The following is a 17,634-nucleotide window of genomic DNA, read 5'->3' on the forward strand; positions in this document are numbered from 1 at the left end:
AGGGCTCAGCAGCTTGAACATGTCTCGAGGTCTTCCGTCGTTAGTGTCACCGGGTGAGCGGGAACTTCGATCTGATCCAATCCCAGCAGAGCGCCAAGCAGCGGCAGGTCGAATGTGACGTCGCGCACCTCCAGCCGCATGGTCAGCACCGGCCCGTTCGGCCGCCCCCAGTAGCCGAGGCCGGAGCGCTGGTAGGTGACCACCAGGTTTGAAGGCTGGATCCGCCAATTGAGGTCGCAGATGCCCGGGTTCGGGTCCCCCGCCACCCCGCAGACACCGTCACCTCCCATGACAATCCGGGTCAATTCGTCACTGCAATTGGCGAGGGCCGGCCCGCAGGTGGACGATATCGTCGCGTCATTCGGCGTCGCGTCACCGTTGTTCAACGGATCGTCGGCGTCGGTCGGAAAAACATCGGCGAAGTCGCTGGTCAGGGGCTCGGAGACGGCTGCGAGCCGGGCGCCAAGTTGCAGGGCCTTGACCGTCTGGTTCCATTGCGACATGGCGTAACCGAACTCAAAGAAAGTCGCGAACACCAGAAGCACGAGCGGCAGCGTTATCAGCCCTTCGGCGAGCGTCACGCCACGCTGATCCTGCCAGAAGGAGACGGGCGAATGGACTACCATCCGATGTACCTCTCTTCGTGGGAGGAACTGATGGTGAGTGCAGCGATACCGAGCCAGGAGAAGACGGGCGAACTCTCGTAGACATGCGCAGTCTGCACGGTGATCGTGCCATTCGCGTCGGCAGGCGTGATCGTGATATCGGCGAGATCGGGTCCCCAGCCGGCAACGCGCAAGGCGGCGCCTTCAGCTGGGCTCTGCGTTCCGTAAAACGCGATCATCTTGGCAGTTGTCTCGTTGCATGTCGGGTCGTAGGTTCCCGAATCCGGCCGGCACCGCGCAAGATAGCGACCCGCATCCCTGAGCCCTGCATCGATCTGCATCCGTTCCCAGAAGATGTTGCCAAATTCGAGAATACCGGCCGCAAATATCGTAATGAAGGGTACAGCAACCAGTGCTTCGGTCAGCACCGCGCCGTCATCTTTCGACCAGAAGCAGAGACGGAAGCGATCGCAGATGAATATTCGCAGAGCGATGATCATCGGACCAACTCCGCTTCTTCGCGCAGGAACTCGTCAAGCGTGCCGCGCCCGCCCTTGCCGGTGATGTCGATCATCTCCAGCGAAAGATAGCGTTCGCTACCTGCCTTGATCGCCGGTTTGGTCAGGAACATGCGGGCAAAGGCGACCGCCTGGGTGGCCTTGTGGCCGTTCAGGTGGCCTTGCGAGGCCTCGTAGCCGCAATTGACAATCGCGGAAAAGATCTCGCGGCGATCGCCATATTCGTCCGCGGTATAGTTCGAAAGCTCTGGCCCCGTGTAACATTGCCCGCCGGTGCCGGGTGTGCCTTTTTCTCCGTTTGCCGAGGCATGGCTGATCAGCGACGGGTTGTTGAGTTCGTAGCGATAGACGTCGTAGGTGGACGGTTGGCTCGGCGTCGAGGCGCCGCCGCCCGGATAGCTCGAAGAGTTGCTGAGGACGGCAGTAACGGACGGCGCCGTTCCGCCCTGCGCGACGTTCCAGTAGGTTCCATAATTCCAGTTGTTGCCAGTGCTGATCTTGCCGCCGCCCATCGTGGTCATCGTCGCGCCGTAGCCGAGCGGCACCGCCTTGGTGACATCGCCGACGGCGCTTCCGATCATAACCGGGTCATAGTCGCCGCAGATTTTGCTGGCACCACCGGTCTGATCCTGTGCGGAGCGCACATTGCTGGCCGGTCGGTAGCGACCGTCGTTACGTGCACTCTTGAACGATCCCGAATACAAACCGAAGCGGGTGTTCACGCCGGCCTCCACCGGTCCCGCCTTTGCGCCGGTTTCGGTGTCGAGATTATCCTTGGTGTAACAGGTGCCTGGATTGCCCGTCGCAAGCGCCTCCGCCAGCACGGACGCACCACTGCCCAAAGGGGTTCTTAGGAATCCGAAATTGCCCGGCCCGGGATTGGATGACGATGTACTGTGCAACTCGATCTGGAGACCATAGAGATCTCCAGCCCCGAATTTGGTGTGCAGCAGTTCGGCCGCCTGTTCGCTGACAGCCGCACTGCTGTTGCCGGCCGGCTCATAAGGGTTGCAGATAAAGATCGGTGTTACGTCGCAGGCACTGACCCGGTAGGCTGCCACGGCGTCGGCGGAAACATTGATCGTATCGCGATCAAGCCCGACGGGCACGGGGAAGATCGTCTGCAACGCCTGGTCTTTGGCCGTGACCCAGGCATAACCGGCTTCGCTCGGATCCGTGGTCACCATCGCCGCGGTAATCGGGTCGTCGTCGTCCCCCGCGAAAGTTCCGTCACCGGGAATACCCTTGAGGAATTGGACCGTTACCGTACTGGCGGCGGCGTCCCCCGAATCATAAGAAACCGTGATGTACGAGCCGAGCGACATGCCCTCACCGCCCTGGCCGAAGGCCGCAGTGTTTGCAAGCTTTTCGATTGCAGCCTCGGCACGGCTGATCGCGTCGTCACGGCCGTCGAGCTCGCGGGCTCCCGCCAGAGCCATGGCGTCGACCGCATTCTGAAGATCACTGTGGAGATTGGCACTACGGCCGACGTCGATGACGATGAGGGAGAAGCCGAGCAACATCGGCATGGCAATGAGCGTCAGCGCGATGACGTAACCTCGATGGTCGTCCCAGAACCGTTTGATTGCCCTGTTCAACATTGGCATGCCTCTCCGATCGCGGCGGCTTACCGTCGTGACACGTTGTTTTTATTGCATTCCTCTCAGGGGCCTTCGCCGCCTATCTCCTTCTGCCACCGCGGTCACTTTGCCGCGCTGCTGTAGCCGTTCGTGCCCATAGGCGGCGTGGCCGTCGGCAGGATCACTGCCATTGGCATCGCTGCGCCAGCACTCGAGCCGGTTCCATTATAGTTCCGCATGACCTTGCCAATCGTCTTGCCGTCCGTAGCGATTCGGGTGTTCTGCGCCACCCTCGGGAAGGGATCCTGAATATGGATGCCCTTGTTGGCCTCCACCGCATTGCCGAGCCCGAAGGTGATCGTGTCCCTGTGGTTCATATAGTCGGCGCAGCCCGAAACGAGGCTGGTCGCCGCCAGAACCAGAAGCGCGCGCTTACTTCTTAATAACAGCAACGACGCCTCCCGTGTCGAGATCCAGCCTGTGGCCATAGGGGCCGGTGACGCCTTCGCCGTTGCGAAAGCGACGCAGCATGTCCTTGTCCACTTCCAGAACGCCAAGCGCGAAGAGCTCCACATCGTTGGACGAGCGTGTCTGGTCGAGCGGACTGTAGAGCGCCTCGCTCGGTGCCGCCGGACGCACGATATGCGGGGTTACGACGATCACGAGATCGGATTCGCGCTTCAGGAAGCTCGTTGAACGGAACAGTGCACCGATCACCGGAAGTTGCCCCAGGCCAGGCAGTTGCTGGATATCCTTGGAGTTGATCGATTGCAGCAGGCCGGCCATAGCGAAGCTCTGGCCATCACGCAGCGCGACGGTTGTCTTGGCCGCACGGGAAATGAAGCCAGGATTGCCGTTGACGTTGATCGACGTATCAAGTTCGGAGACTTCCGGCTCGACCTTCAAGCTAATCAGCCCGCCATCGAGGACTACAGGTGTAAACGTCAGCCGTACGCCGAAAGGACGATAATCGGTCTGCGTCGCTACCGTGGCGCCGTTGGCCACGGTCGTCTGGATCGGCACTTCGCCACCGGCATGGAAGCTGGCTGTCTCGCCGCTCATGGCAATCAGGTTCGGCTGGGCGAGGCGACGCACTAGACCCTTTTGTTCGAGAGCGTTGATGACCACGTCTATCCGGCCGCCGGAGATCTCGAGGACCTTGGCAATCAGCTGACCGAAGGGTTGCATGCCGGTTGCCGCGCCCGCCGCATCTTCGAGGGTTCGAACCAGCGCGCCGTCCTTGACCGCAATGCCCTGACTGGTCGTGGCCTTGCCGATGCCATTCCTGCCAGCCCCTGCCCAACCGATGCCGAGATCGCGACCGGTCTGACGGGAAGCCTCGATCACCCGGACCTCCAGCATGACCTGCTGGGAGTCGTTGACACGCAATTGGTTGAGAACAGGCTGGTCGGAATAGGACTGGGCGATTTCAAGCACCCGCTGCAACTCGGTGGCATCGCGCACGATGCCGGTCAGGCGGATGCGGTCGTTCGAGTTGATCACGCGAACCTGGGAGCCGGGCGATGCTGCGCGGATGGCGGACGCCACTTCGCTGAAATCGCTGGCGACACGAATGTCGATGACACCAAGAAGCTTCTTGTCGTCACCGTAGACGGAAATGTTCGTCGCCCCGTTCTTCTTGGCGCGGATGAAAAGTGATTTGTCGGAAAGCGGCACGACATCGATCAGCTCAGCACTGCCGATGACGAGGTCGCCGAAGGGCTTACCCGTGGCGATCGTGATCGTGTCATTCGGCGGCAACACCACTTGCTGAACGGCCCCGCCGAGGTTGATGAACTTCTCCTGCGCGTCCGCTGGCCCGACAAGGCCGGGCCCCCAAAAACCGCAGGCCGAAACGATCGCAACCGTCGCTGCGAAGGCTCTGCGTCTTACCGCGTGTCCTATGCTTCCCCTCAACATTCCTGCGTACGTCCCCTCTCCTCGAAGTCGGCCCTACCCCCGCCTCAGGGAAGGTATGTCCCACGTTACTGGATCTGCCCCACCCGGTACTCTTCCCGTTTGGTCGTGCTCCAGACGCCGACCGTCGCCCACTTCGGTTCTGCCGGCAAGACCGGCTCGACATTTCGCTCGACAATTTGCACCTGTTTTTCGCGCACCGGAGCCTTTATGCGACTTTCGACGGAATTGATCCGGCCTCCGAGGTCCTCGCCGACCTTGCGAACCATACGTTCGATCAGATCGAATCGGCCATCGTCAGAATTTTGCGCGAGTTCGGCGGCGACAGGGCCCCCGCCCAGGTCCGCCACGGTGACTGGCCGGGTCTGCTCGACGGAGGCCGAGGCGATATTGCGAAGCGCGAGCGAAAGCGTGCCGATATTGGCACCAAGCGTCAGGCGCTGCGCCTCGTCGGTCGTCACCTCGAAAGTAACGGTCTTTACCACGGAGGGCTCATCCTTGCGCTCATCGGCAGTCTGGTCGACCGCCAACACCTTTACCCCTTGCAGTAGAACATCCACCGAAGTCTGTTCGTTGCCGCTCCTCGGATTACGGATCACTCGAGTCAGGAGCACATCAACCCGGTCCGAGGGACGTACGAAACCGGCCACACCCAGCACGTCGTTGACGCGGATGGAAACGGCCTTCATTCCTTGATCAAGGGCCGCCGAGAGGGTGGCGCGCTCGCCGGCGCCTGTAATCTTCGACGACAGCACCGGCTCACCGGGATCGATCGCCTCCATCGCATAACGCGGCTCTTCCTTGTCGCCAAGAACCGCTTCGATCGCCTGGAAGGAGCCTTCGGGCCGCTCCTCCGAGGGCCAGGGAATGGTTTTCAGATTTTCCGGGCGCACCCTGTCGCCGAAGCGCATCGACTTCGAGGCAACGACTAGCGTCTTTTCCGATTGTTTGACGCCTCCGTTCGCTGCAAGGCGAGCCCGCTCATCAGCGAGATAAGTCCGCGTGGCGAAGACTGCAGCGACAGCAAGCACAAGCGCAATAACCAGACTGATGATCGTGGAGGAACGCATCGCCGCTACTCGTAAATTGGAGGAAATTACTTCCAATACAATTTTCTAAAATAGAGGAGAGGAGTTAACAAACTCCTCTCCTTTGTCGTCCTCTATTTGCCTTTAAACAGCAGGAGGAGGATCGAGGGTGTCCGTGAACCACGTGGCCCACTGGTCCCAAGCGGCATCAAGATTAGTTCCTGCGACAGATACCGCCGTAACGACTCCGCCAACCAGAAGCCCAAGCAGGATCAGGTATTCAGTCAACGCTACGCCGTCTTCTTCCCGCGAGAAAGCGCGGACTTTTGTCAAAAATGCTTTCATCGAGAATTACCTCCAACACAGTATACTTATTGCGTGACCGCTTATTTTCCCGGCCCCCGCCCGTCATCGAGACCGCCTCTCCGACTGACATTATTAATAATCCCTTAATTATTATATCGTCAACTTCTAATACGAAGTGGTATGAGCCATCTTTGGGTTATGGTTAAAATCAGAACCCCTACTATTTAAGGGTCAATAGAGAGATCGCCTGCGGAAACATGACATCCGTTAATATTTCTTGAACTTTTCTGATCCGCGGTTTCTTGCGAAGCCTTTGGAAGAGCAACACAATTGCATCTGAGATCACCTATCGCGCAGAACTGGTGAAACATGACAGAACTTATCAATATAATCCCTTTGGTAGCGGCGGCGCTCTTCCTCTACTCCGCCTGGAGCGACTTCCAGCGCTGGCGCATTCCGAATGGCGTCGTGCTCGCGCTCATCTCCGTCTACGCACTGGGCGCCATGATCCGGCTCACGACAACACAGGACATTGGCGCCGCGCTCTTCTCACTCGACGGCGTCGGAGGCGATATCGGAGCTGGCTTATTGCTCTTCACGCTCGGGGTAGCGCTCTGGGCCTTTCGGTTGTTCGGAGCCGGCGACGCCAAGCTATTCCTGCCGATCGGCCTCTTCATCGGCTGGCACGGCATGCTCCCCTTCGCCGTTTTCCTGCTGCTTGGCGGCGTCCTGACCATGCTGGCACTGAGGCTGCCGATGCCGTTGGCGTTCGCGCACTACGCTGTGGTCATGCGGATCGAAGAGATCCGCGTCAGCCGCAAGATCCCCTATGGCGTCATCATGGTCTTCGCCACGCTTGTCACGATGGCCCTCAGCTTCTAAAGGGCTTGGATTGCCCATGGCGCTTTGGCTACGAACGACCGGCCGCTTGAACGCCCGGTCAGCGATCTGCTGCCAAAGGGCTCTCCTCCTCCGTTTCTTGCCATTCATCGTTCAGACATGCCATTTTGGCTTGATGCAAATCGGCGGGGAAGGACCGATTTGCAGCACAAGCAGCACTGAGGGCCCACCGCCAGACAGGCTCGCACACGTCAGGAGAACCCATGTTTGACCACGTCAAATTCGGCGTCAGGGACTTTGCTGCGAGCAAAGCCTTCTACCTTAGGGCACTCGAACCGCTCGGTGTAGCTATCATAGCCGAGGGCGAACCTTCCTACGGTGTCGAACTTAGTTCGAAGGGCAAGGCTTCATTGTGCCTGCACCAGACCGAGGAGAACCCTGCGCATCTACACCTCGCCTTCGCGGCCGAGAGCCGCGAGCAAGTCGATGCTTTCTACCGCGCGGCTCTGGAAGCGGGTGGTAAAGACAATGGTGCGCCAGGTCTGCGCCCACGCTACCACGCGAACTACTATGCAGCTTTCGTGCTTTGCCCGGATGGACACAACATCGAAGCGGTTTGCCACGAAGCTGAGGCCTGACCGAGCGGGTTGAACGTCTCTGGAGGCGCCAGGCCCTCCGCCAAAGCGGAGGGCCGTCTCATTGCGCTATTGAACTGCGGCGGTTCCATAGACGAGGTTGGGAAGCCACAGCGAGAGCTGCGGAAACATGCTGAGCATGACCAGAAGGACCATCATCATCGCGAGATAGGGCAGCACCTCGCGCGCATAGGCCATCATCGGTACCTTCAGCACCATGGACGAGATGTACATCAGGCCACCGACCGGGGGCGTGATGCCGGCGATCGTCAGGTTGGTAATGAAGACGACGCCGAAATGCACGCGGTCGATGCCGACGCCGTCGATGATCGGGATCAGCATCGGTGTCAGGATGATGAGCGCCGCCGAACCCTCGATCGCCGTGCCGATGACGATGAGGAGAACGTTGATGAGGAGCAGCATGAGCAGCGGATTGTCGGTGGCGCCGCCGAGCCAGCCGGACATGGCCTGCGGCACCTGCTCCCAGGCGAGATAGAAACCGAAGGCGGCTGCCGCACAGATCATGATCATGACCACCGAGGAATCTCGCACCGCCTCGGCCAGCACCTCCGGGATCTGGCGGAGCGTGAATTCGCGGTAGCCGAACACGGCGACGAAAAGCACATAGACCACGACAACCGCGCCGGCCTCGGTGGTGGTGAAGATGCCGTAGCGCGTGCCGGCGAAAATCACGACCGGGATCGACAGCGCCCAAAGCCCGTCGATCAGCGCCCGGCTCGCCTCCGCCCGGCTGGCGCGCTCCTTGCGAAGCGGTTTGTAGCCGCGCTTGCGCGCGATGAAGTAGGTGGTGACCATAAGCCCGGCCGCGAGCACGAGGCCGGGCACCACGCCGGCGGCAAACAGCCGGCCGATCGAGGTCTCCGCCAGGAATCCGTAGACGATAAGACCGATCGAGGGTGGGATGAGGCTGGTGATGATGGAGGCGGACGAGGTGATGACTGCGGCAAAGGCGCGGCTGTAGCCTCTCTCGGCCATTTCGACGCCAAGGGTCTTGGCGAGCATCGCGGCATCTGCGTTGGCCGATGCGGTAAGGCCGCCGAGCAAGGTGCCGAGCACGGTGCACATCTGCGCCAGCGCGCCGGTCATATGGCCGACCATCACGTCGGCGAGCGCCAGCAGGCGCCGGGTGATGCCCGACGCATTCATGATGCAGCCGGCAAGCACGAAGAGCGGCAACGCCAGCAAAGACACGGACTGGCTGCCCTCCGCCATTTCCTGGGCGAAATTGGCGAGCGGGATCATGTCCATGTTGATGACGAAGAAGGCGAGTGCGCCGATCGCCATGGCCCAGGTGATGGGCGTCGACAACAGGAAGAGGATGACGACCAGCAGCGAAGGGCCGGCCAGATGGAAGAAGGTCATATCAGCGATTCCACATTGCGATGCAGACGGACAGTCCACGGCCTTTCGACGATGAGCTGCTGGAACAACATGCCGGCCGAAGCGAGCGCGAGCGGTCCGTACGAAAGACCCCGCGACAGATCGAGAGCGATCGTGTGCACATGCCGCGACGTCCAGGCCTGCCAGCCGAAGAGAACCGTCATGGCGATGAAGAACAGGGCCAGCAGAAAGTAATTGAACCAGGCGACCGCCTTCTGCCACCCCTCTGGGAACGCTGCAACGAGAACGTCGATCGCCGCATGGGTGCCGAGACGGACACCGGCAACTGCGCCGAAGAAAACGAGATAGGCAAAGGCCATGATCGCCAGTTCGTAGGTCCAGGCCGCCGGTTGCGGGAAGACGTAGCGGCTGATCACTCCCCAAAGGATCGAAATGACGATGACGAGCAGCGCCGCAACGCCAATCGCTTCATCGGCGCGACGCAGGCTGAGCAGAGGAATTGCTTCCTCGGGTGGTCGTGAGGTTTCCATGGTTGTCTCGATATCCTAAAGGGCGGAACGGGAACGGCGGTATGGCCACGCGGCCTCAGGTCATCGCACCGAGATGCGCGACGGCATGAATGGGCGCGGCCGCGCGAGCCACGCCCATTCGAGCGCTTACTCGGCCATTGCCTTCTGCACCTGATCGTACATCCCGGGCGAGATGTTCGGCACCTTCTCGTAGGCCGCACGCGAGGCTTCGATGAAGGCTGGCACGTCGATGTCGGTGACGATCTCGACGCCGGAGGCCGCGAGCTGCTTGGCGTAGGCGTCGTCCGTTTCGAGCGTCATCGCCGTCAGCTCCTTGGCGATCGTCTGGCCTTCCTCGAGCAGGATCTTCTGCAGATCTTCCGGCAGGCCGTTGAAGAACTGGCTCGATGCCACCCAAGCCGTGAACATGATCTGGTGGCCGGTCTTGGAGATGACCTTGCGGGTCTCGTTGAGCTTGGCGCCGGCAATCGAGCCGAAAGGGCCTTCGGCCGCATCGACGACACCGGTCTGAAGTGCGTTATAGACGTCACCCCATGGCAGTTCCGTCGGCCGTGCGCCGTAATTGCCGAAGGTCGCCATCATGATCGGCGACGAGGGAACGCGTATAGTGACGCCGGCGAGGTCGGCCGGCGAACGGACCGGCTTGTTGGCGATGATGTGGCGGTAGCCGAAAAGACCGTTCGGCATGATGATCTTGATGCCCTGCGCCTCGAGCTTGCCTGAAAGTTCCTTGTAGAGATCCGAGGCGAAGAGACGGTCGGTCGCTGCCAGATCCGGATAGACATAGGGACCCGCCAGAATGGAGAGATCCGGCACGAACTGGCCGAGCTGGCCATAGTCCGTGGCGCTGAGCAGGCTTGCGCCGCTCATGACCATCTCGTTGACCTTCTTCTGCGCGCCGAGCTGGTCACCGGTCATGACGGTGATCGCGATGCGGCCGCCCGAACGTTCGCCGACACGCTCGGCATAGGTCCTCATGGCTTTGACGATCGGCTCGTTGGGATTCACCTGCGAGGTCGAGAACCGTAGGCTGTATTCCTGCGCATGGGCGACGCCGCAAAAGGACAAAGCAGCCATGGCTGCGGCCAGAACAAAGGTCTTCATCAGTTCCTCCTCTTTCCGGACTCCCCTCCGGAATTCACAATGAATGAATAGATCATTCATAAATGAACGCACGCCGTCAAGTGGCAAGATGCCCTTTTACGTCAGCGGTCAGCGGAAAACAACGAAGCCGAAGCGACTTATCGCCGCCCCGGCTTCAATTTCTGAAGAACTTATTCTTATATGAAAATCTCTTGCGCTAGCCGCCGAACGTGTAATCGGCGATCGACTGCGGCTTCATCTCGATCGAGAATCCGGGCCGCTGCGGCGGCATGTAAGCCGCGTTCTCAATCACGCAAGGGTCGAGGAAGTGCTCATGCAGATGGTCGACATATTCGATCACGCGTCCCTCCTTGGTGCCGGAAACGGCGACATAGTCGATCATCGACAGGTGCTGCACATATTCGCAGAGGCCGACACCACCGGCGTGAGGCCAGACCGGCAGGCCATACTTGGCTGCGACCAGCAGCACCGCCAGCACCTCGTTCAGCCCGCCCATGCGGCACGAGTCGATCTGGACGATGTCGATCGCGCCCTCAGCAATGAACTGCTTGAACATGATGCGGTTCTGGCACATCTCGCCGGTCGCGACCTTCACCGGCCCGATCGCCTCGCGGATCTTGCGGTGACCGGCGACGTCGTCGGGGCTCGTCGGCTCCTCGATGAAGAAGGGCTTGGCGAAGGCAAGCTGCTTCACCCAATCGATCGCCTCGCCGACCTCCCAGACCTGGTTGGCGTCGATCATGAGATAGCGGTCAGGTCCGATCACCTCGCGTGCGATCGTCAGCCGCCGAATGTCGTCGGCAAGATCGCGCCCGACCTTCATCTTGATGTGGTTGAAGCCTTCGTCGATCGCTTCCTGGGCAAGGCGCCTGAGCTTGTCATCGTCATAACCGAGCCAGCCGGCCGACGTCGTGTAGCAGGCATAGCCCTCCCTCTCCAGCGTCGCAATGCGCTCAGCCTTGCCGGGCTCGGCCTTGCTGAGAATTCCGATCGCCTCGTCGCGGGTGAGCACATCCGTCATGTAGCGATAGTCGACGATGTCGGCGATCTGTTCCGGCGACATGTCGGAAACGAGGCGCCAGACGGGTTTGCCCGCTTCCTTGGCAAGCAGGTCCCAGACGGCGTTGACCACGGCGCCGGTGGCGAGATGGATCGCCCCCTTTTCGGGGCCGATCCAGCGCAATTGGCTGTCGCTCGTCAGGTGCCGCCAGAAGCGGCCCGGATTGGCGAGGATGTCCGCCGTATCCTGACCGACGATCAGGTGCTGCATAGCCTTGATCGCCATGCAGCAGATATCGTTGCCCCGGCCGATGGTGAAGGTGAGACCATGGCCCGCAACACCGGGCCTGTCCGTGTCGAGGATGACATAGGCCGCGGAATAATCCGGGTCCGGATTCATCGCATCGGAGCCGTCAAGGCTCTGTGAGGTCGGAAAGCGCAAGTCGAAGACGCGCAGATTGGTGATGCGGGTCATGGTCACTCCAGTCGGTAGAACTTAATCGTCCGCGCGTACGGACTGCTTCTGGCTGCCGAGGCCCTCGATGCCGAGTTCGACGACATCGCCCGCCTTGAGATAGCGCGGCGGCTTCATGCCCATGCCGACGCCGGGCGGCGTGCCGGTCGAGATGATGTCGCCCGGTTGCAGAGACATGAACTGCGAAAGGTAGGACACGAGATGGGCGACGCCGTAAACCATGGTTTTCGACGAGCCTTTCTGCATGGTCTCGCCATTGACCTTCAGCCACATCGGCAGGTTCTGCGGATCCGGCACTTCGTCCTTGGTTACGAGCCAGGGGCCTGTCGGACCAAAGGTGTCGCATGACTTGCCCTTGGTCCACTGGCCCTGGCGTTCGATCTGGAAGGCACGCTCGGAGACGTCGTGCACAACGCAGTAGCCTGCGACATAGTCGAGGGCTTCCGCTTCGCTCACGTATTTCGCCTTGCGGCCGATGACGACACCGAGCTCCACTTCCCAGTCGGTCTTGGTCGAGCCGCGCGGGATCAGAAGATCGTCATCGGGGCCGACGATGGCCGAAGTCGCCTTCATGAAGATGATCGGCTCGGATGGGACCTTGGCGCCGGTTTCAGCCGCGTGATCGGAATAGTTGAGGCCGATGCAGATGAACTTGCCGGTTCCGGCAACGCAAGGACCGAGACGCTGGTTGCCGGCAACAGCAGGCAGACCGGCAAGATCGAGCGACTCCAGTTCCGCCAGCTTGTCGGGATCGAGAGCCGCACCAGAGAGGTCGGCCACATGACCGGAAAGGTCGCGCAGCGTGCCGTTGGCATCGAGAATACCCGGTTTTTCGTGACCCGGAACGCCGTAACGCAGAAGCTTCATATCTTAAATCCTTGAACTCGGTGGTCAGATGGTCCAGCCGCCATCGATGGCATAGGCTTGGCCGGTCGTATAGGTAGCGCTCGCGAGATGAACGGCGAGCGCGGCGATCTCCTCCGGCGTGCCGAGGCGGCCCATCGGCTGGCGGGCGATAAAGGCGGCTCGTGCCGTCTCATAATCGCCCTGCGCCCGCATACGGTCCTGCAGCGACGGGCTCTCAACGGTACCGGGGCAAATGGCGTTGCAGCGAATTCCCTGGGAGACGTAGTCGGCGGCAACGGCCTTGGTGAGACCAATGACGGCCGCCTTGGTAACGCCATAGGCGAAGCGGTTGGGCACGCCCTTGATGCTGGAGGCGACCGAAGCCATGTTGATGATCGCGCCATCCTTGCGCTGAAGCATGCCCGGAAGCACCGCGCGGATGGTGCGGATCATCGCTTTGACGTTGAGGTCGAGCGCGAATTCGAGGTCGGCATCCTTCATCTCCAGGATCGAACCTGCATGAACGAAGCCGGCACAGTTGAAAAGGATATCGACGGCGCCGATCTTCGCCACCAGCGCTTCGACGGCTTGCGTGTCGAGCACGTCGAGCCGGTGCGTTTCGACGTCCGCTTCCTTGGCGAGCGCTGCAAGCGCGTCGACATTGATATCGGTCGCATGCACTTTCGCGCCGGCCCTTGCGAAGGCCAAAGCTGAAGCGCGGCCAATGCCTTGAGCGGCAGCCGTAATCAGGACGACCTTGCCTTTAAGATCCGCTGTCATTCTCGATCCCTCATGCTTTGCGTTCGACGACCAGGATATGGTCGGCGGCGAGAACGACCTCGCCACGCTGGTTGATAACTTCTAACCGTTCCACGACGCGTCCCGCCTTCGGCCGCTTCGGATCGTCCTCCTTGGCGGCGATCGTCACGCGGGTGCGGATCGTATCGCCGATATGGACCGGACGCACGAAGCGCAGACGATCATAGCCGTAGGAAAAGGCAACCGGATTGATCAGCGATGCCGTGAGACCGACGCCGATCGCAAAGATCATGGTACCGTGGGCGATGCGCTGGCCGCCCGGCAGCGTCTTGGCGAATTCCGCGTCCATGTGATGCGGAAAGAAATCGCCGGTATGGCCGGCATGAACGACGAAGTCGGTCTCGGTGATCGTCCGACCGGTCGTCAGGCGTTCGTGTCCGAGCTCGTAGTCTTCAAAATGGATGATCTGTTCAGACATGTCATTGTCCTGGAAGCGGCGCGATCGCCGTTGCCGGCGCGGCACTCGATTGATAGGCGGCCTCGACGAGAGCCATCGTCTGCCACGCGTCTTCCACCGAGCCGATCAGTTCATTGTCCTCTCCCGCCGCAAAGCGCTGCAGATTGGCCATGCGGTTGGCGAAGGCATCGGGGAACCAGGCGCCTTCGAGCGGAACGGCAACCCAGTCACTGCCGCCTGCCGGCCGAATCCAGAGTTCGTCCGGTTCTCCCTTGGGGTAGTCGAGATTGACGCCGAGCTTCACGTAGGCCACGCCGGAGGTGCCGGAGATGCGGAATTCGCAGGCCTGGAACTTGCGGCCGAAATCATGATCGTGATTGACCGAGAGCACGCAGCGCACGCGATCGCCGTAGTCGAGGATGGCCGCCGTTCGCGTCTGGGCGACATCATGGTTCGGATGGCCGATGGTCTTGGCATGCACGCCCTGGGGATTGCCGAGCAGGCCGCGGATCAGATCCAGATAGTGGATCGAGTGCATGGCAATCTCGATGCGCGGCAGACCTTTGAGGAACGGCCAAAAGCCCCAGGGGGTGGCGAGCGCCAGCCAGGCATCGAAATCCACCACCTCGCCGAGATGCCCCTTGGCGATGGCATCCTTCAGCGCCAGCATCATCGGCGCGAAGCGAAGCTGGAAGTTGACGGCAGCCTTCAGCTGGCGCGTGCGGCATATCTCGAGAATGGCGGTTGCGGCATCGAGGTCCGACCCCATCGGCTTCTGGATCAGCGCTGCCGCGCCGATCGGCAATCGGCCAAGGATGGCGGCATGGGCTGCCGGGGGCGTCGCGAGGTCAAAGATGGCATCGGGCACCAAGAACCCGGCAGCTTCGTCTTCGAAGGCACGGATTTCCCACTCGTTCGCCAGAGCGGCCGCCTTGGCGTGATCCGGATCGTAAATCCCGGCAACGGGGAAGCCGGCTTTGCGGTAGGCCGGCAGATGCGCGTCGCCGACGATGCTGCCGGCACCGAAGATCACAATCGGTCGCGGCTTGCTCGGCTTCGGCCACCATTGTCTGAGCGCGCCGGGATCGAAGCTTTCAGTCATGACGGGATGCCTTCCCGTCGTGATGAAACACCTCTTCCATCATCGCCCACCACTCGCCTTCCTGTCTCGTCTCAAGCGGTTTCTGGCACGGCATGCAGACGGACCACCATTCCTGGTTCTTCGGATGCGCCGCCATCTTGGCCATATCTGCCTCAAAGTCCGAGCCGACATATTCCCAATAGCCGAACAGCAGGTTTTCCGGCTCCTTGAGGAAGATCGAGTAGTTGGTGACGTTGCATTCGGAGATCAGTTCGAGGATCTCCGGCCAGACGGCGGCATGCAGAGCCTTGTATTCGGCGATCTTCGACGCTTCGAGGCCGATCACCATTCCCATTCGCTGCATAATGACCTCCCTACCCGCGGAACTCGCGGGTGAATTCACTGATCGAGCGGGCGCGCACGGCGTCCCAATCCCAGGCGATGCCGATGCCCGGCTCTGAAGGCGCGATGGCGCGGCCGTTGCGGATCTCCATACCCTTGGTGGTCAGGTCATCGAGCTGAGGAATATATTCGACATATTTACCGTTCGGTATGGCGCAGACGAGGCTCACATGCAGTTCCATCAGAAAATGCGGGCAGACCGGAATGTCGAAGGCTTCCGCCGCATGCGCGACCTTGAGCCAGGGCGTGATGCCGCCGATGCGGGCAACGTCGACCTGCACGATCGAGCAGGCGCCCTTCTGCATATATTCGCGGAAATGGCGGATCGAATACATCGATTCACCAACCGCAATCGGGGTCGGCGTCGAGCGTGTCAGCCGGATATGGCCGTCGAGATCGTCGGCCGGCAGCGGCTCCTCGATCCAGGCGAGATCGAGCTCCTTCAACCGCGACGCGCGGCGGATCGCCTCGTCGACGGTGAAGCCCTGATTGCAGTCGGTCATGATCTCGAAGCCATCGCCGAGTGCCTTGCGCATGGCGGCGAGCCGATCGTAATCCTCCGAGCCGTGCGGCTTGCCGATCTTCACCTTCGAGCCGGAGAAGCCCTTGGCCTTGGCAGCGAGCGCATCCTCGACCAGCGCCTCCTTCTCGATATGCAGCCAGCCGCCCTCGGTGGTGTAGAGCGGGCAACTGTCCTTGGCGCCGCCGGCGAGCTTCCAGAGCGGCAGCTTCTGCTTTTTGGCGCGCAGGTCCCAAAGGGCGGTGTCGACTGCGGCCAGCGCCAGCGCGGTGATGACACCGATGGTCGTGGCGTGGGTGGCAAATTCCATCTTGTGCCAGATTGCCTCGATGCAATCGGCGTCCTCGCCGATCAGGATTGGCACGAGGTGATCGGAGAGAAGCCGCATTACCGACGATCCGCCGGTACCGATCGTGTAGCTGTAGCCCGTCCCCGTCGCTCCGTCGGAATCGACGATCGTGACGATAGGCGTTTCCTGGCTGACGAAGCTCTGGATCGCATCGGTCCGCTTCACCTTCGGCGGCAGGTCGACCATGCGCAGTTCAATTTTTTCGATTCTTGCCATGTCAGCCTTCCAGAGCCTTGCCAGTATCAACGTCGAAGAGATGGGCGCGCGACAGGTCGAAGCTCATCCGCACCTTCTCGCCGGAGGTAAGCGGGCGCGGATTGAGCATGCGCGACACCCAATCGCGGCCGTTGAATTGGATGAAGACGAGCGTCTCGTTGCCGAGCGGTTCGGTGATCGATACTGGCAGTTCGACCTCGTGCACGGCCGCCGGATCGCCGGCATGCAGACCATGACCGCTTGGATAGATGTCGTCTGGCCTCAGGCCGAATGTCACCTTCTGGCCCGGGCGCAGCACGTTTGCAAAGCGCGGCGGGATCGGGAGCCGGGCGCCGCTGACAAAGACCAGTGCGCCGTTGTCGACGATCGCCTCGTCCATGTTCATTGGCGGAGAACCGATGAAACCGGCAACGAACTTGGTGGCGGGGCGCTGGAACACCTCTTCCGGTGTGCCGACCTGTTCGATATGGCCGTCGCGCATGATGACGATGCGGTCCGACAGCGTCATGGCCTCGACCTGGTCGTGGGTGACGTAGATCATCGTCGCCTGCATGCGCGCGTGCAGCTTCTTGATCTCGGTGCGCACCTGCGTGCGCAGCTTCGCGTCGAGGTTCGACAGCGGCTCGTCGAACAGGAAGACATCCGGCTGGCGCACGATCGCGCGGCCCATCGCGACGCGCTGGCGCTGGCCGCCGGAAAGCTGCGACGGACGACGCTCAAGCAGATGGCCGAGATCGAGAATGGCGGCCGCTTCGGCGACCCGCGCCTTGATGTCATCGGCCGAGCGCCCGGCGATCTTCAGCGAAAAGCCCATGTTCTCGGCAACGGTCATGTGCGGATAGAGCGCATAGGACTGGAAGACCATGGAGATGTTGCGCGCCCGCGGCGGCAGATCGTTGACCTTGAGGCCGCCGATCTCGATCGCGCCGTCGCTGACGTCCTCGAGGCCGGCGATCATGCGCAGCGTCGTTGACTTGCCGCAGCCGGAGGGGCCGACTAGTGCGATGAACTCGCGATCCTTCACTTCGAGGTCGATGCCGCGGACGACTTCGAGCGCGCCGTAGCGCTTGACCAGTTTCCTGAGGGTGACAGGAGCCATGAACGA

20 protein-coding genes are annotated in these 17,634 nt (G+C 61.2%); 2 read left to right on the forward strand and 18 right to left on the reverse strand.

Annotation, left to right across the window (positions count from 1 at the left end; genetic code table 11):
- Positions 1 to 5 precede the first annotated feature (5 nt).
- From ASE60_RS08675 to ASE60_RS08705, 7 genes are all read right to left on the reverse strand, one after another.
- Positions 6 to 626: a TadE/TadG family type IV pilus assembly protein gene (locus ASE60_RS08675; protein WP_057249345.1), complete on the reverse strand. Its 621-nt coding sequence runs from the start codon at positions 624 to 626 to the stop codon at positions 6 to 8.
- Entirely contained in the window at positions 620 to 1,105 is a 486-nt protein-coding gene (locus tag ASE60_RS08680; RefSeq protein WP_156414611.1) for a TadE/TadG family type IV pilus assembly protein, read from the reverse strand. The genes ASE60_RS08675 and ASE60_RS08680 overlap by 7 nt, the downstream gene beginning before the upstream one ends.
- Positions 1,102 to 2,724 (reverse strand): TadE/TadG family type IV pilus assembly protein, encoded by a 1,623-nt coding sequence (locus tag ASE60_RS08685; protein WP_057249346.1) that lies wholly within the window; start codon positions 2,722 to 2,724, stop codon positions 1,102 to 1,104. Before ASE60_RS08685 ends, ASE60_RS08680 begins: the two co-directional genes overlap by 4 nt.
- Positions 2,725 to 2,825: 101 nt before the next feature.
- The gene (locus ASE60_RS08690) at positions 2,826 to 3,152 is read right to left on the reverse strand and encodes a hypothetical protein (RefSeq protein ID WP_057249410.1); all 327 of its coding nucleotides are present in this window, start codon (positions 3,150 to 3,152) and stop codon (positions 2,826 to 2,828) included.
- Positions 3,136 to 4,623: a type II and III secretion system protein family protein gene (locus ASE60_RS08695; RefSeq protein WP_057249347.1), complete on the reverse strand. Its 1,488-nt coding sequence runs from the start codon at positions 4,621 to 4,623 to the stop codon at positions 3,136 to 3,138. Before ASE60_RS08695 ends, ASE60_RS08690 begins: the two co-directional genes overlap by 17 nt.
- Before the next feature lie 65 nt (positions 4,624 to 4,688).
- Positions 4,689 to 5,690: a Flp pilus assembly protein CpaB gene (gene cpaB / locus ASE60_RS08700; RefSeq protein WP_057249348.1), complete on the reverse strand. Its 1,002-nt coding sequence runs from the start codon at positions 5,688 to 5,690 to the stop codon at positions 4,689 to 4,691.
- Positions 5,691 to 5,792: 102 nt separating this feature from the next.
- A complete protein-coding gene (locus ASE60_RS08705; RefSeq protein ID WP_057249349.1) occupies positions 5,793 to 5,993 on the reverse strand; it encodes a hypothetical protein in 201 nt (66 codons plus the stop codon).
- Between the two features lie 330 nt (positions 5,994 to 6,323).
- Here ASE60_RS08705 and ASE60_RS08710 point away from each other — a divergent pair, with 330 nt between their 5' ends.
- Positions 6,324 to 6,836 carry a prepilin peptidase gene (locus ASE60_RS08710; protein ID WP_057249350.1) on the forward strand — a complete coding sequence of 171 codons (513 nt, stop codon included), beginning with the start codon at positions 6,324 to 6,326 and terminating at the stop codon, positions 6,834 to 6,836.
- A 221-nt stretch (positions 6,837 to 7,057) separates the two neighbouring features.
- Positions 7,058 to 7,432: a VOC family protein gene (locus tag ASE60_RS08715; RefSeq protein WP_057249351.1), complete on the forward strand. Its 375-nt coding sequence runs from the start codon at positions 7,058 to 7,060 to the stop codon at positions 7,430 to 7,432.
- A 66-nt stretch (positions 7,433 to 7,498) separates the two neighbouring features.
- On the opposite strand, the gene ASE60_RS08720 is transcribed toward ASE60_RS08715, so the two are convergent.
- The 11 genes from ASE60_RS08720 to ugpC all read right to left on the reverse strand — a co-directional run bounded on the left by ASE60_RS08720 (position 7,499) and on the right by ugpC (position 17,628).
- Positions 7,499 to 8,812, reverse strand: a complete 1,314-nt coding sequence (locus ASE60_RS08720; RefSeq protein ID WP_057249352.1) for a TRAP transporter large permease — start codon at positions 8,810 to 8,812, stop codon at positions 7,499 to 7,501.
- On the reverse strand, positions 8,809 to 9,321 hold the full coding sequence (locus tag ASE60_RS08725) for a TRAP transporter small permease (RefSeq protein ID WP_057249353.1): 513 nt from the start codon (positions 9,319 to 9,321) through the stop codon (positions 8,809 to 8,811). Before ASE60_RS08725 ends, ASE60_RS08720 begins: the two co-directional genes overlap by 4 nt.
- 126 nt (positions 9,322 to 9,447) lie before the next feature.
- Positions 9,448 to 10,425: a C4-dicarboxylate TRAP transporter substrate-binding protein gene (locus ASE60_RS08730; RefSeq protein WP_057249354.1), complete on the reverse strand. Its 978-nt coding sequence runs from the start codon at positions 10,423 to 10,425 to the stop codon at positions 9,448 to 9,450.
- Between the two features lie 196 nt (positions 10,426 to 10,621).
- The gene (locus ASE60_RS08735; RefSeq protein ID WP_057249355.1) at positions 10,622 to 11,899 is read right to left on the reverse strand and encodes an L-fuconate dehydratase; all 1,278 of its coding nucleotides are present in this window, start codon (positions 11,897 to 11,899) and stop codon (positions 10,622 to 10,624) included.
- A gap of 21 nt (positions 11,900 to 11,920) precedes the next feature.
- The gene (locus ASE60_RS08740; RefSeq protein WP_057249356.1) at positions 11,921 to 12,766 is read right to left on the reverse strand and encodes a fumarylacetoacetate hydrolase family protein; all 846 of its coding nucleotides are present in this window, start codon (positions 12,764 to 12,766) and stop codon (positions 11,921 to 11,923) included.
- Positions 12,767 to 12,790: 24 nt separating this feature from the next.
- Entirely contained in the window at positions 12,791 to 13,525 is a 735-nt protein-coding gene (locus tag ASE60_RS08745; RefSeq protein WP_057249357.1) for an SDR family oxidoreductase, read from the reverse strand.
- Positions 13,526 to 13,535: 10 nt separating this feature from the next.
- On the reverse strand, positions 13,536 to 13,982 hold the full coding sequence (locus tag ASE60_RS08750; protein WP_057249358.1) for a MaoC/PaaZ C-terminal domain-containing protein: 447 nt from the start codon (positions 13,980 to 13,982) through the stop codon (positions 13,536 to 13,538).
- A gap of 1 nt (position 13,983) precedes the next feature.
- Complete coding sequence (locus ASE60_RS08755; RefSeq protein ID WP_057249359.1) at positions 13,984 to 15,063, reverse strand: Gfo/Idh/MocA family oxidoreductase; 1,080 nt, start codon at positions 15,061 to 15,063, stop codon at positions 13,984 to 13,986.
- Complete coding sequence (locus ASE60_RS08760) at positions 15,056 to 15,406, reverse strand: L-rhamnose mutarotase (RefSeq protein ID WP_057249360.1); 351 nt, start codon at positions 15,404 to 15,406, stop codon at positions 15,056 to 15,058. Before ASE60_RS08760 ends, ASE60_RS08755 begins: the two co-directional genes overlap by 8 nt.
- Positions 15,407 to 15,416: 10 nt before the next feature.
- Positions 15,417 to 16,529, reverse strand: a complete 1,113-nt coding sequence (locus tag ASE60_RS08765) for a mandelate racemase/muconate lactonizing enzyme family protein (RefSeq protein WP_057249361.1) — start codon at positions 16,527 to 16,529, stop codon at positions 15,417 to 15,419.
- 1 nt (position 16,530) lies between these two features.
- On the reverse strand, positions 16,531 to 17,628 hold the full coding sequence (ugpC, locus tag ASE60_RS08770) for a sn-glycerol-3-phosphate ABC transporter ATP-binding protein UgpC (protein WP_057249362.1): 1,098 nt from the start codon (positions 17,626 to 17,628) through the stop codon (positions 16,531 to 16,533).
- Positions 17,629 to 17,634 lie beyond the last annotated feature (6 nt).

The organism is Ensifer sp. Root278 (genome assembly GCF_001429285.1).
GTDB lineage: Bacteria > Pseudomonadota > Alphaproteobacteria > Rhizobiales > Rhizobiaceae > Ensifer.